Raw genomic sequence first — 14,722 nt, forward strand, 5'->3', positions numbered from 1 at the left:
CTCGTCGCGCGACCGTTTAGTCAGGTGCAAAGCGGCCAAAGCGTCCGCGTTTGAACAATAACCCATCGCTTTCTTCGGGCTGGATCGCTGCCGAGGTGATCTGACCTAGGATGATCGAGTGATCTCCGGCACCGTGGACCGCGTATCCGTCACAGTGGAACGTCGCCAGACACCCATGAAGTGTTGGCGCCCCATTGGCCCCTGCATCCCACGGATAGGGTGCAAAATCATGGCCTTGCGCGGCAAAATGTTGCGCCACATCCATTTGTTGTGCGCTCAGCACGTGAATGCAAAACGCAGGGGCCTGCGCAAACGCGTCATGGCGTTTTGACGTACTGGCCACCGACCAAAGCACCAGCGGCGGATCAAGGGAAACAGAGGAAAATGAGTTTGCAGTCATCCCAAGCGGACCATCGGCCGTTTGAGTTGTGATCAATGCCACACCCGTGCCGAATTGCCCCAGCGCGCGGCGCAGGTCAGTTGTTCGGGTTGGATCTGGTACAAAGCTCTGCATTTCTATCTCCATCTCGGCGAGCGGTGCCATGGGCGTGTCCATTTGTCTAGTGCGCACGGTGTGAGGCAAAGGATTTAGCGACCGATGACCGTACTAGGGATTTAAGTAGTGCAGTCTCGCAAAAAGAAAGCACTGACCTGCGATATGACAGGTCAGTACGATAATTTTATGGCACAGTTTTGTCAGTTTGGGTGCGGACGGCGTGACAAAGTGAGAACACCAGCAACTGCAAACAGAAACGAGATGCCGGATGCCACTGCTCTGGTCTGGTTCCAAAATTGCCAAGGACCGGAATACTCAACCCAGATTTCGCGGGCGTGGTTTATGTCTTGGGGCACGCTTAATGCGCCCAAGGCTTCATTCATCGGCACGTTGATGGCCATGGTCAGGATCAACCCAAAGAAAAGGTAGATGCCTGCGCTGAGGGAAAAGAGCAGACTGCTTTTGTTACAGCGCGCGCGCCGTAGCATGAATGCGGTCACCCCAAGGGCAATAGGGGTGCCAAAAAATGCAGGTGCAAAGACGGCATTGCGGACGGAACCGTTCATCGCTTGCATGGCTTCAATCGCGATGCGTGGATCGGTGGCGTCCAGCCCCCACATGGTTGAACAGATCCATGCGTAGAAAAACCCAAAGATCGCCGCGCTTAGCAACAGGGATAGATAAATCAAAGTGACGGTTGGTTTGTTCAGCATAATAACCTCCAATAATCGTACATATGTGTACGCTTGATGGTGTCCGTATTGTGATGTACGCTTTTTGACAACACCGTATTTGGATGACACGATGCGCGAAGAGACTAAGAAACGCCGCCATGAGGCAATTGCGGAAGCGGCTTACACGCTGTTGGCTGAAAAAGGATATGACGGGGCGTCGATGCTGAGCATTGCCAAGATGGCAAAGGCATCCAATGAAACACTGTACCGCTGGTATGGCGATAAGCAGGGGTTGTTTCGCGCGCTGGTGCAGGACAATGCCGCGCAGATCGCGGATGAATTGGGGCAGGCGATTAGCCGCAATGATGACCCACTGGAAACGCTGGAGCGTGTTGCGCCTGTGTTCCTGAGCATGTTGTTGGGTGAACGCGCTGTTCTGCTCAACAGGGCCGCCGCGTCCGAACCAACGGGCGAATTGGGCGCTGCGTTATCCGCAGGGGGGCGGGAAGTGGTGCAACCCTTGTTCAAGGATGTGATGATGGGGATTGCCAAGGGCGACAGTGCGCAAGCCGAGATGTTGACTGGCGCGTTTTTGGGGGTGTTGGTGGGTGATCTGCAGATCAAGCGTGTGATCGGGGTGGATTCTGTCCCGACTGCTGCGCAGATAGATGCCCGCGCCACGGCGGCGTTGCATTTGTTCAGTAAGCTGGTCGAGAAATAAAAAAACCACAAGTAGGGTTTAAACAAAAACGGGTGCCCCAAATAAGGGACACCCGAATGTTCAATCGAACCTGATCCGCGATTAGCGGTTCATGCGGTTTTCAATCAGATCATCCACAACGGACGGGTCCGCCAAGGTAGACGTATCGCCAAGGGTGGCGTGATCGTTCTCGGCAATCTTACGCAGAATGCGGCGCATGATCTTACCCGAGCGCGTCTTGGGTAGGCCCGGCGCCCATTGGATCAGATCAGGAGAGGCAATTGGGCCGATCTCGGTGCGGACCCATTTGCGCAACTCAAGCCGCAGCTCTTCTGTTGGCTCTTCACCGCCCATCAAAGTGACATAGCAATAGATGCCCTGACCTTTGATTTCATGCGGGTAGCCTACAACAGCGGCTTCAGCGACTTTTGCGTGTGCAACAAGGGCGGATTCAACCTCTGCGGTGCCCATGCGGTGACCTGATACGTTGATCACGTCATCAACGCGGCCTGTGATCCAATAGTCGCCACCTTCATCGCGCTTACAGCCGTCACCGGTGAAGTAGTAGCCGGGATAATCAGAGAAGTAGGTTTTCTCAAAACGCTCGTGATCTCCCCAAATGGTGCGCATCTGACCAGGCCAGCTGTCTGCAATGCACAGCACGCCTTCAACAGGGTTGCCTTCCAATTGTTCAGCCGATGTAGGCTCTAGAACAACAGGTTTGATGCCAAAGAACGGCTTCATCGCAGAACCCGGTTTCGTGGCATGTGCACCCGGCAGCGGGGTCATCAAGTGGCCGCCAGTTTCGGTCTGCCACCATGTATCAACGATCGGGCAGCGACCGCCGCCAACAACTTCGTTGTACCAGTTCCACGCTTCAGGATTGATCGGCTCACCCACGGTACCAAGGATACGCAGGCTGCTCAGGTCGGCTTTTTTGACGAAATCTTCGCCTTGGCCCATCAGCGCGCGAATGGCAGTAGGCGCAGTGTAGAACTGATTGACCTTATGCTTTTCACACACCTGCCAAAAGCGCGAGGCGTCAGGGTAGGTCGGTACACCTTCAAACATCAATGTGGTCGCGCCGTTCGCCAGTGGGCCATAAACGATATAGCTGTGGCCCGTCACCCAGCCAACATCAGCGGTACACCAAAAGACATCGCCTTCTTTATAGTCAAAGGTAATCTCATGCGTCATTGCCGCGTAGACCAGATAACCGCCTGTGGTGTGGACAACACCTTTTGGTTGGCCTGTGGAGCCAGAGGTATACAGGATGAACAGCGGGTCTTCGGCGCTCATGGCTTCGGCAGCGCAATCCGGTGATGCACCATTGGCCAGAGCGTTGTAATCAAAATCGCGTCCATCTACCCATGTGGTTTGGCCGCCAGTGCGCTTCACTACTAGGCATTTCACGGTGTCTTTGCAGTGCAGAAGTGCCTGATCTGCGTTTGTCTTAAGAGGGGTCGCACGGCCGCCGCGGGGGGCGTGATCGGCGGTGATAACAACCTTTGCTTCGCAACCATTTACCCGTGCGGCAAGCGCATCAGGCGAGAAGCCTGCGAATACGATGGAGTGAATAGCGCCAATGCGTGCGCAAGCCAGCATTGCATATGCCGCCTCTGGGATCATCGGCATGTAGATCACAACGCGGTCGCCGCGCTCAACGCCTAGATCTTTGAGGATGTTGGCCATCTTGCAAGTGTTTGCATGTAGTTCTTTGTAGGTGATGTGCAGGGCTTTTTCATCTGGGCTGTCTGGCTCCCAGATGATCGCCGTTTGATCGCCACGGGTTTCGAGGTGCCGATCAATACAGTTTGCCGCAACGTTTAGTTCTCCGTCAGCATACCAGTTGATTTTGACTGACCCGAGGGTAAAATCCACATCCTTCACTTGCGTGAACGGCGTCATCCAATCAACGCGCGCGCCTTGCTCTCTCCAGAATCCATCAGGGTCAGCCAGGGACGCTGCATACATTGCGTCATATTTGGCAGCGTCCACATGTGCGGATGCGGCCATTTCGGCGCTTGGCGGATAGGTTTTGACAGTTTGTGACATGTGTGGGTCTCCTCCTAGGGGCGGCATGCGTCTCTAAATCGCGCAGTCTCGCCAATGTTTGATCGCAGCTTAAGGGCTGAACGCGGGTAAGGGAACAATCAAGGCGTTATAGCAGCAGTGCTTCTGTAAAGTAATTTCCGAAATTCGGTAAAGTTTGTAAATTGGCACCTTGGTATCGTGTGCCATATGTCAACCAAGGGCGGGCAGAAGCCCCCGTGAACAGGGGCTTGGCAGGCGTTGAAACACGCGCTAGCCTGTCCGCTAAGCGCTTCATGAAAAGGAGCGCATCAATCGGGAGAAACCAATGAATAAATTTATGAACGGCGCAGCCGTCTGCGCCCTTAGCTTTGCTTTTGTTTCACAAGCAGCTGCAACTGAGTGGAACGTATCTGTTTGGGGCAAGCGCCGCGCCTTTACCGAGCACGTTGAAAAGCTGGCCGAGCTGGTTTCCGAAAAAACCAATGGCGAATTCACCATGAACGTCAGCTACGGTGGTCTGTCCAAGAACCGTGAGAACCTTGATGGTATCTCAATTGGTGCATTTGAGATGGCTCAGTTTTGTGCTGGATATCACCGTGATAAAAACCGCGTAGTGACTGTGCTGGAATTGCCGTTCCTTGGCGTTGAAAACCTAGCACAAGAAGTTGCGATCTCTAAGGCTGTTTACGCTCACCCCGCCGCCATTGAAGAGATGGCACAGTGGAATGCCAAGCTTTTGATGACGTCGCCAATGCCGCAGTATAACCTCGTTGGCACAGGCGAGGCACGCAGCACGCTGGCTGATTTCAAAGGCATGCGCGTTCGCGCCACTGGCGGTATCGGACAAGCGTTTGAGGCTGTGGGCGGTGTTCCAACATCCGTTACAGCAACAGAAGCATTCCAAGCGATGGATTCTGGTGTGGTTGATACGGTTGCATTTGCCCAGCATGCGCACCTGTCCTTTGGCACCATCAATGAAGCCGACTGGTGGACCGCTAACCTGAACCCGGGCACGGTGAATTGCCCTGTGGTTGTGAACATCGACGCCTATGACAGCCTGTCAGACGCGGAACGTGAAGCGCTTGATTCCTCCGTTGATGAGGCGTTGGATCACTACCTTGCAAACTACGGTGAGCTGCTGAAGCGTTGGGATTCCGTTCTGGAAGAAAAAGGCGTTGAAAAAGTTGAAATCGCACCAGAGGTAATTGCTGAGTTCCGTTCAACTGCTGCTGATCCGATCCGTGATAAGTGGATTGCAGACATGGAAGCCCAAGGCGTTCCAGGCCAAGAATTGTATGATCTTGTTGTGAAAACACTTGCTGATGCAAAAAGCGGTGGCTGATCTAGGGCAGGGGTGACACACGCACCCTTGAACACAAAACAAAGGCTGCGCGTTCTTCGCGCAGCCTTTTTTGCACCTAATAATTGGGGGAGTGACCATGGCAGGTTCAGCCGCGGTGCTGGAAGATTCCAGCTTACTAAGTAAACTCGATCGCATGTTACTGCCGTTAGAGCGCTTTAGCGCCTTGCTGAGCGGTCTTGCAATTTTCTCACTGATGTTTCTGGCAGCCTATTCTGTTATCGGGCGCAAGTTTTTTAGCAGCCCGTTGGCGGGGTATGTTGATTACATCGAGGCGGCGATGCCGATCATAGCGATTATGGGTGTCTCTTATGTTCAGCGGGACGGCACGCACATCCGTATGGATATGCTGGTCAACGCGCTCAAGGGGCGCGTTTTGTGGTTGTTTGAACTGATTTCAGTTCTGTTGATGTTGCTGTTGATTGTCGGCTTGACCTACGGCGCATGGGAACATTTTGACCGCTCGTTTGATTGTTCTCGCCCATTTTGTTCGCGCGATAGCTCAATTGATATCAGCCTGCCGATTTGGCCCAGTAAACTGGTTGTACCAGTTGCCTTTGGCATTCTGGCCTTACGTCTTGTGCTGCAAGCGTGGGGGTATGCGCGCGCGCTGGTTCTTGGATTGGAAAACCCTGTTGCGGTGCCGCTGTCCTTAACCGTGGCTGAACAGGCGATGGCCGAAGCTAAATCTATGGAAGGTGCTGACTGATGGAACCTATTGAAATCGGTCTCTACGTTTCTTGTGGGATGTTGGTGATGGTTGTGCTCGGGATGCGCGTGGCATTTGCTGCGGGTCTTGCTGGGTATATTGGCCTGATCTGGCTGCGTTGGAACGGGTTTGACTATGACCCCGAGCGTTTCTGGAAAGCGGTTGAGATCAGCACAAAGATTGCAGGCCTCACGCCACACTCAAAGGTCAGTGCGCAAGTTCTGAGCCTGATCCCCGTGTTCATCATGATTGGCTACTTGGCCTATCATGCCAAACTAACGACAGCATTGTTTGAGGCCTGTAAGCGTTGGTTTGCATGGGTTCCCGGTGGGCTTGCTGTATCAACAATATTTGCGACGGCTGGTTTTGCAGCCGTTTCTGGTGCTTCGGTAGCGACGGCTGCGGTCTTTGCGCGCATCGCGATCCCTGAGATGCTCAAAGTTGGGTATAACAAGCAGTTCGCGGCAGGAGTTGTGGCCGCTGGCGGTACGCTAGCCTCGCTTATTCCGCCCTCTGCGATTCTTGTGATCTACGCGATAATCGTTGAGCAAGACGTAGGGATGCTCCTGCTCGCGGGATTTGTGCCGGGTATGTTTTCTGCGGTGGTTTATGCTGGGCTTATCATCGGCATAGCGATGATTTGGAAAAACGTAGGCCCACCTGTCACGGGCTTTACGTGGAAAGAACGGTTTGAAAGCCTGCCGCCCGCGTTGCCAATTGTAGCCGTGGTCGTGATCATCATCTTCTTTGTCTACAACCCCTTTGGCGATGCGTGGGGCACCCCAACCGAAGGCGGCGCTATTGGCGCGTTTATCATCTTCTTGATGGCGCTATATCGCGGGATGCGGTGGGCCAAGCTGAAAGAGGCGCTGCTGGAAACGGCCAAGCTGACAGTGATGATCTTTACCATCATCTGGGGCGTGCTGATCTATGTGCGTTTCCTTGGCTTTGCCGAATTGCCGGATGCGTTTTCGGCATGGATCACAACTTTGGAAATGGCACCTATCACCATCCTGATCTGCATTTTGCTAGCCTATGCGGTGCTGGGTATGTTCATGGATGCGATCGGCATGCTGCTGTTGACGCTGCCTGTTGTGTATCCTGCTGTCATGGCGCTCAACGGCGGCGAAACTGTTGCCGCTGCGGATAGTGCCTTTGGCATGTCAGGTCCGATGTGTGCGATCTGGTTCGGTATCTTGGTTGTGAAAATGGCTGAGTTCTGCCTGATCACACCTCCTATTGGCCTCAACTGCTTTGTTGTGGCTGGTGTGCGCGATGACCTCACGGTTCAGGATGTGTTTAAGGGCGTAACACCGTTCTTCGTCGCGGATGCAGTGACAATTGCATTGCTGGTGGCATTCCCGGGCATTGTGCTGTGGTTGCCCTCACTCGCGAGCTAACTTACCGCACGCGCTGCCTGCTTGGTGGCGCGTGCCAACATGGATACAATCGGTGTTAACCATGATGGGGGCGGGGGTTCTCAGGAACCAAACCAAAGGACAAAGGTAGATGAATATCTGGAATTAGCCCTAGAGCGTGAAAACCGATAGCGTTCCACCTGAGCCAATCTTGACCGTTATTTCGCCCCGTGGCGAAGCGCAGGGTACGCGATATGCCTCGCGAAAATCGAGATCCAAATTCCCCGCAGGAAAATGCATTACAGACAATTCAACTTTTTATGGTTAACGTTGCAACTAATAATCGGTCTCCATCTCCATCAACGTTAAGTGAAATGAGGGTTTGAATTCATGCTTCGAGATTATTACGGCAATGAAACTTCTGTAGCCTCCCAAGAGGCATTGGACCACTACGATGTTGGTGTTCGGTTGTTTTTGGGGGCGGAATTTGGCGCAACTGAAGCATTTCAATCAGCCATTCAGCTAGACGACGGGTTTGCGCTTGGGCATGTGGCCCTAGCTAGGTCGCTGATGATGTCTGGCCAAATGGCGCAAGCCAAAGCTGCGATTAGCCATGCCGAAGGCCTGTCGCTCAAATTAGACCACCGACAACGTCAGCACATTGAATGTTTTGCGCTCCTTTTCTCTGGGCTGCCACACAAGGCGCGCGCGCTGGTCAAACGCCATGTTCAGGACTACCCGCGCGATGCGCTTGTTGCTCAGCTTTGTTCTAATGTTTTTGGACTGATCGGATTTTCCGGCGAGGTTGGACGGGAAGCAGAATTGCTGGCTTACACATCAGCGTTGTTGCCGCACTACGGTGACGATTGGTGGATGACATCGATGCACGCGCTTTCGCTGTGCGAAACAGGACAGATCGCGGAATCAAGTCGTTTGATGGACCAATCTCTTGCTTTGAACGCACGCAATGCAAATGCCGCACATTTCAAATCCCATGCCCAATATGAAGCGGGTGAAACGACCGCAGGCCGCAATTATCTGAACAATTGGCTGACCGATTATGATGATCGCGGCGTTTTGCACGGGCATTTATGCTGGCACGCGGCCCTTTGGGCCCTGCATGATGGCGACGAAGCGGCAATGTGGGACGCGATAGATACAGGTGTTGGTCCGAATGCAGCAAAGGGCCTGCCGATTAATGTCCTAACCGATACGGCTGCGATTTTGTATCGCGCGGAACTTGCTGGTGTTTCTGTGGCCCCAGAACGATGGTCGGCGCTCAGCGACTACGCCACACAGTTTTTTCCAGAAACCGGGCAAAGTTTTGCGGACCTTCATGCCGCATTGGCACATGCCATGGCTGGAAATGGGGATCAATTGGCGCATATTTCCGACACGGCCAAAGGGTTCGCAGGCGATCTTGTACGCCCCGCCGCGCGTGCATGGCAAGCAATTGCACGCCAAGACTGGGCTGGGGCCCTTGCTGAACTCGTGCAGGTCATGGGGTCCACAGAGCGGCTGGGCGGAAGCCGCGCCCAACGTGATCTTTTGGAATTGACCTATGCGAATGTCCTTTTGAAGCTCGGACAGACAGCCGAAGCACGCCGAAGCCTGACGACGCGCAGGCCCGTTTTAATTGGCGCAGCACCCTTGGCGGCGTTCCATCCTTAGGCAAAAGGCTGCATCAAAATGGAAACAAAATTCGAATTTGTCTCTTCATTACCTGATCCTTTAGCGTTCGAAGTTATGATCCGGGAGTATTGGCATCATATGACCGGGCTGGTGGTCGGTGCAGGCGGGCCAAACTACACAGCGGAGGATTTGACTGCTGACACGATGGCAAATCTGAACTTTATGGCCCCGCCACAGGGGCGATTATTGTTGGCGACATCGGATAGCGAGGATTTACTTGGGTGCGGGGTCATCAGGCAGATCCGGCCGGACGCGGCTGAGTTTAAACGCATGTATGTCCGCCCCAACGCGCGTGGCCTCGGCCTTGGGAAATCTCTGTTTGAACATCGACTAAAAGAAGCGCGTCGTATGGGGTGCCGCTCTATTTATGCAGATACCGTCAAGGGAAATACGCCGATGTTGTCAATGTATGAGAAGTTCGGATTTTCCTACATTCCGCGATATCCTGAAAATGCAAACGGCCCAGAATTAGAACCCTTTCTCGTCTACCTCAAACGTGACCTGTGATCGGATAAGAGTGCCCAATGTCTGCATTCAGGTCAGAGTAATGCGTTTCAGCCGCAAAAGCTTTGAGCCAAAGAATATCGAACGCAGCAATAATTGGGTACCCATTAGCAAACAGCGCATCGGCTTGGGTCTTTTATGAAATTCAGAGGTTAGTGTGAACTACACACATAGATCGCGGGGAGCTGTGCCGGACGCGTGACGATAAATTGTCAGGATAAACGAACAAAAATTGAAAAGGTGGCGCGATGATTAATACACAAGCAGTTTTACAGATGGCAGCAGACTATACGGCAGCTTGGAACTCCAAGTCAGCAGAAGCAGTAGCCTCTTTTTATGCACATGACGGTGAAATTATTATCAACAATGGCGACCCTTGGACCGGCCGGTCGCGCGTTCAGGATATGGCTTCAGGCTTTTATGCTGATGTACCTGATTTGACGCTTAAGTGTGATGATGTGCGATGTGCAGGGTCACATGTGATTTTCGTTTGGACGTTTACAGGACACGATGCGGCCAGTGGAAATCCACTCAGCGTTCGAGGCTGGGAAGAATGGGAAGTCGGTGAGGACCTCAAGGTAAAGAATTCGCGCGGATGGTTCGACGCCGAAGACTATGGACGGCAAGCAGATGGGTGATCAAATGTCGCTTGATGCGCGTTGATGACATTGACGGTGACCCTGGGGGAATGTCCGCTTTGAGGAAGGGTGGGGTAACTTTTGGATTAATATTGCGTGATGAACACGACTTCCAAACCGCAAAAACCACGCGGGTTGGCTGCAAAGGTCCACGTGGGCCCACAGCGGGACAATAGCTGCTTGACCCTATCGCCTGTCGGTGGCCAGACTGACCTCTCGGGCGGTATCAGAGAGGCCATCAATGTTTCGTTTCATTCATTCCTCGGATTTGCATCTGGGAAAACCGTTTGGTCGTCATGATGAGGACGTGCGCGGACGGTTGCGCCAAGCGCGCCATGGCGCATTGTCGCGGCTTGCAGATGCCGCGCGCGCAAACGGGGCCAAGCACGTGTTGTTGGCTGGCGATACGTTTGATCAGGAAACGCCAGCGCCCACAATCACACGCCAAGCCCTAAATGAAATGGCGCAGGCGGCTGATATCACGTGGATGCTGATGCCGGGTAATCACGACAGCCTAGCCGCAAGTGAGCTGTGGCAGACGATCAGCCGCGACAGGCCCGAAAATGTCATGTTGGCGCTCACGCCAGAGCCGATTATAATTGAAAATTCCTATCTGCTTCCTGCACCTTGTACCGCACGTAATCCGGGGCGAGATCTGACCGTAGATATGGCGCAACCAACACCCGAGGGTGCCATGCGCATCGGTTTGGGTCACGGTGGTATCCATGATTTTGACAGCCATGGAACCGTTGTTGCCGAAGGGCCCAGCGGCACGATAGCGCCGGACCGTGCCGCCCAAGCGGGGCTCGATTATTTAGGTCTAGGCGATTGGCACGGTCAGATCCGAGTGTCCGCAAACACGTGGTACTCTGGCACGCCGGAGCCGGATAGTTTCAAACATGTGCAGTGCGGGTTGGCATTGGCTGTGGCCTTGTCAGGGGCAGGAGCCAGCCCAGAGGTGACACCTGTTAAAACGGGTGAAATCCTGTGGCAGCGCACGGCGCTTGAATTGACACCCGACGATGATCCAACGGCCCTGATTGATGCGGTATTGCCCGCACTTGCAGCGCGGCGTGATACGCTTTTTCATGTAAGCCTCAGTGGGCGTGTAGGGGTGAAGCAGATCCAAAGCTTCAAAGCGTCGTTAGCTCGGGTTGGACCGGATTTCCTGAACCTGTCGCAAGATATGGACAGTGTGAAGCTGGCGCATGAGGTTGCAGACCTTGAGGCGATAGACCCCTCAGGTGGTGCGTTGCGCCAAGCCGCCGAAAGCTTGGCCGCGCGGGCACAAGATGCAGACCTCTCTGCCGTTGATCGCCGTATTGCATCGACCGCGCTTTCGCAGCTGTTCTCATTTGTGGCGGAGCAACCGTCATGAAATTACGCAGCCTCACCTTGAATAATGTTCGCAAATTCGCAGGCCAAACGGCAAAAATCAGCGGCATAGGCGATGGTGTCACTGTTGTTTCAGAAGCCAATGAATTTGGTAAATCCACCTTCTTTGATGCCCTTCACGCGCTGTTCTTTTTGAAATATGGCGCAGCGACCAGCGATGTGAGATCATTGCGACCGCGTTCAGGTGGCCCCGTGCGCGTCAGCGCTGAGATCGAGCTGCCAACAGGCCGCTTCACGCTTGAGAAATCGTTTCTCGCGCAAAAACGCGCTTCGGTTCACGATGGTTCAGGCACGTTGATCGCGTTGGATGACGAGGCCGAGAGCTGGATCGCAGGGTTGATGGGCAGCGGGCTGGAAGGTCCTGCGGGTCTGTTATGGGTGCGGCAAGGGATCACCGCATTAGAACCCGCTGGTAGCACAGGTGCGGATAAGACCGAGAAAACACGACTGCTGGATGCGCGGCGCAATTTACTGTCTTCGGTTGCAGGTGAGATCGATATGGTCACGGGCGGTCGTCGTATGGACCGCGTGATTGAGGCCGCCACGCAAGCCCTAGGGCGGCTGGCAACAGCTACCGGACAGCCCAAAGCGAATGGCCCATGGAAAGACGCTGAGGTCGAGGCAAACGCCCACGCTGCGCGCCACGCGGAACTAGATGCGCGATGCCGTGAGTTATCCAATGCATTGGGGCAACGTCGTGACGTGTCTGCACGTCTTAAATCGCTAGATGCGCCGGGTGTACAAGCGGCCCTGACCCTTGCATTTGAGAATGCACAAAATGCACATAATGCGGCCTTGGCGCATGCCGATAGATTGGCACAGGCGCAAGGACAAGCAGACCTGAGAAAGCTTGAGTTAGACGGCGCGCAGGCAAAACTGGATGCGCTGCTCGCGTCGGCAGATCAATATGAGGTTGCCAGCCAACAGCTCGAACTGACAACTGCGACGCATGTGCAATCGCTGGCCGAATTGGAGGCTGAGGAGGGCGCGACACAAATTGCGCAAGACGCCCTCAAGCAAGCCGCTGCTCAGATGGTTGATGCGGTAAAGGCTAAGGACGCAGCCCAGCAAGACGCGTTGCGCAAAAGCGCGGCAGAGAAATATGAACGCCTGACAACGTTGTTGGATCAAGTCAAAGAAAAGCGTGCCACTCTGGAAGAGGTGACAGCGGCTCTTGCGGCATTGCCCGTTACTGCGCAGGCCCTTGCCCAGATCGAAGCAGCACAAGCAGGGCTAACGCGCGCCCAATCAGAGGCGGCATCAGGTGGTGTGCAAATGCATCTAACCTATGAAGGCCAAATTCGGGCGCAGGCAGATGGTTTGACGCTAGAGGGGGGAGCGCATCACATCGCGGCCCGTCAGGTGATTGCGTTGCCGGGCATTGGCCAGATGATCCTTGATCCAGGGACCGCAGCCGTGGACATGGGTGCCGTTTCATCCGCGCAGGCGCAGCTTGACGCAGCGTTGAACGCCATTGGGATGCCAACTGCGGATGCAGCCCGTCTCGCGGCGGCCAGCCGAAAAGAGAAGCTGGATGAGGCGACACTACTCAAAAACGTTTTGGAAACACTGGCGCCTGACGGTGTTGAACGTGTGCAAGCGGATGCAGCACAGGCCAAAGCCCAGCTTGAAACCCTAAGCCAATCTGAAGGGCAAGCAGTTACGCCGAGTGACCCCGCTGAACTATCTGCGCGCATTGATGCCGCACAGCGCGTCGAACAAAATGCCCGCATCGCCTATGAGGAATGCCGCGAGAAACGCGATACTGCGCGGACAAACAGCGCGCGCGCGCAAGTGACGCGGGATGGGGCGAGGGCCGTTTTTGATGCCGCTTCTGCCCTTTATGCTGACCCGAACACTTTTGAAGAGCGCAAAGCGCAGGCTGCGCGCAGCCATCTGGCCGCGCAAGTTACAGCTAAAGATGCCGAGGATGCCGCCAGCGCGTTAAGGGCGGATGCACCCGATCTGGAGATGGCCAAGGCCGATCTGAGCCGGACAAAGTCAGCCGCCGAAAATGCCCGTGAAGAGCGCGCGCAACTTCAAACCCGCAGTGCAGACCTAAGCGCTACAATCCGCGCCCGCGCGGAAGACGGGGTAGAAGAAAAACGCGACGAAACCGAGGGCCTTATGAAACGCGCCCAAGACCGCGCAGCGCGATTCGCCCATGAGGCAGCAGGGCTTACGCTATTGGTTGAGGCGTTGCGTGCAAAACGCGGGGCCGCCCAAGAGGCCTATTTTGGACCTGTCCAGCAGGAGCTTGCGCCGTTGTTGAACCTGCTTCACGCAGATGCCGCCCTCAGCTTTGATCCCAGTTCACTGCTGCCGCAAGGGATGGCGCGCGCTGGCGCTGATGAAACGATGGAGACGCTGAGCGGCGGCACGCAAGAGCAGATCGCGATCCTGACCCGCCTCGCATTTGCCCGCCTGTTTGCGCGTCAGGGCAAACCAATGCCTGTCATTCTGGATGATGCACTGGTTTACTCTGACGATAGTCGAATTGCGGCGATGTTTACGGCATTGCACCGTGTCGCCACAGACCAGCAAGTGATTGTTTTTACTTGTCGACAAATGGCGTTTGCTGGCTTGGGCGGAACACGACCAAAAGTCGAAATTACGCAAGATCGTTAAGGGCAGTGAAGGGGAATTGAACATGACACAAGTAAATAGTGCGATCGGGTGCTTGCAACGATCAGTCTTGGCAGGCGTTGTTGCAGTGGCAGGGATGAATAGCGCACAGGCACAATCGACCGCTGAATGTATCGAACCCCAAACTCAAAACCTGATGAATGCATGTGCCGCAAAGGATTTTGCAGAGGCGGATGCGGCACTGAATGCAGCGTGGAAACCAGCCAAGTCATTTGCGGATGCAATTGGAAAAGGTGCCGCGTTACTGGTCGCGCAACGTGCGTGGCTCAAGTATCGAGATGCTGCTTGCGATGTGCATGCCAGTCCCTTTGAAGGCGGATCACTGCAACCGTTGATCTATTCGACCTGTATGGGCGAGATAACAGCTCAACGTACGCGCATGCTGTTGGAATTTAACGCATATTGATGATGCGGGGACTTCAATTCAAGCTTCGATTTTCGGCGCGCCAAACGGCCAAATCGCGTTTGTTGAATAGGACTCTGATGGCCATTTCAACCTGTTATGACATCAATCTA

General features: G+C 54.5%; 13 protein-coding genes. 10 read left to right on the top strand and 3 right to left on the bottom strand.

Annotation, left to right across the window (positions count from 1 at the left end; translation table 11 throughout):
• Positions 1-16 precede the first annotated feature (16 nt).
• Together V7775_RS07875 and V7775_RS07880 are read right to left on the bottom strand one after the other, a co-directional pair.
• Entirely contained in the window at positions 17-544 is a 528-nt protein-coding gene (locus V7775_RS07875; RefSeq protein ID WP_335751336.1) for a flavin reductase family protein, read from the bottom strand.
• A gap of 152 nt (positions 545-696) precedes the next feature.
• Positions 697-1,209: an anthrone oxygenase family protein gene (locus V7775_RS07880; protein ID WP_335751337.1), complete on the bottom strand. Its 513-nt coding sequence runs from the start codon at positions 1,207-1,209 to the stop codon at positions 697-699.
• A 91-nt stretch (positions 1,210-1,300) separates the two neighbouring features.
• Here V7775_RS07880 and V7775_RS07885 point away from each other — a divergent pair, with 91 nt between their 5' ends.
• Positions 1,301-1,891: a TetR/AcrR family transcriptional regulator gene (locus tag V7775_RS07885; RefSeq protein WP_335751338.1), complete on the top strand. Its 591-nt coding sequence runs from the start codon at positions 1,301-1,303 to the stop codon at positions 1,889-1,891.
• An 81-nt stretch (positions 1,892-1,972) separates the two neighbouring features.
• Here V7775_RS07885 and acs read toward each other — a convergent pair whose 3' ends face one another.
• Positions 1,973-3,925, bottom strand: a complete 1,953-nt coding sequence (gene acs / locus V7775_RS07890) for an acetate--CoA ligase (RefSeq protein ID WP_335751339.1) — start codon at positions 3,923-3,925, stop codon at positions 1,973-1,975.
• A 304-nt stretch (positions 3,926-4,229) separates the two neighbouring features.
• Here acs and V7775_RS07895 point away from each other — a divergent pair, with 304 nt between their 5' ends.
• The 9 genes from V7775_RS07895 (at position 4,230) to V7775_RS07935 (ending at position 14,612) form a co-directional block, all read left to right on the top strand.
• Positions 4,230-5,246 carry a C4-dicarboxylate TRAP transporter substrate-binding protein gene (locus tag V7775_RS07895; protein WP_335751340.1) on the top strand — a complete coding sequence of 339 codons (1,017 nt, stop codon included), beginning with the start codon at positions 4,230-4,232 and terminating at the stop codon, positions 5,244-5,246.
• A gap of 97 nt (positions 5,247-5,343) precedes the next feature.
• Entirely contained in the window at positions 5,344-5,973 is a 630-nt protein-coding gene (locus tag V7775_RS07900; RefSeq protein WP_335751341.1) for a TRAP transporter small permease subunit, read from the top strand.
• Entirely contained in the window at positions 5,973-7,373 is a 1,401-nt protein-coding gene (locus V7775_RS07905; RefSeq protein WP_335751342.1) for a TRAP transporter large permease, read from the top strand. Before V7775_RS07900 ends, V7775_RS07905 begins: the two co-directional genes overlap by 1 nt.
• Positions 7,374-7,721: 348 nt before the next feature.
• On the top strand, positions 7,722-9,002 hold the full coding sequence (locus V7775_RS07910) for a tetratricopeptide repeat protein (RefSeq protein WP_335751343.1): 1,281 nt from the start codon (positions 7,722-7,724) through the stop codon (positions 9,000-9,002).
• 18 nt (positions 9,003-9,020) lie between these two features.
• Positions 9,021-9,530, top strand: a complete 510-nt coding sequence (locus V7775_RS07915; protein WP_335751344.1) for a GNAT family N-acetyltransferase — start codon at positions 9,021-9,023, stop codon at positions 9,528-9,530.
• A gap of 245 nt (positions 9,531-9,775) precedes the next feature.
• Complete coding sequence (locus V7775_RS07920; protein ID WP_335751345.1) at positions 9,776-10,165, top strand: nuclear transport factor 2 family protein; 390 nt, start codon at positions 9,776-9,778, stop codon at positions 10,163-10,165.
• A gap of 241 nt (positions 10,166-10,406) precedes the next feature.
• Complete coding sequence (locus tag V7775_RS07925; protein WP_335751346.1) at positions 10,407-11,543, top strand: metallophosphoesterase family protein; 1,137 nt, start codon at positions 10,407-10,409, stop codon at positions 11,541-11,543.
• Positions 11,540-14,188 (top strand): AAA family ATPase, encoded by a 2,649-nt coding sequence (locus V7775_RS07930; protein WP_335751347.1) that lies wholly within the window; start codon positions 11,540-11,542, stop codon positions 14,186-14,188. The genes V7775_RS07925 and V7775_RS07930 overlap by 4 nt, the downstream gene beginning before the upstream one ends.
• A gap of 22 nt (positions 14,189-14,210) precedes the next feature.
• Entirely contained in the window at positions 14,211-14,612 is a 402-nt protein-coding gene (locus V7775_RS07935; protein ID WP_335751348.1) for a lysozyme inhibitor LprI family protein, read from the top strand.
• Positions 14,613-14,722 lie beyond the last annotated feature (110 nt).

It is taken from the genome of Sulfitobacter sp. (assembly GCF_036960155.1).
Classification (GTDB): domain Bacteria; phylum Pseudomonadota; class Alphaproteobacteria; order Rhodobacterales; family Rhodobacteraceae; genus Sulfitobacter.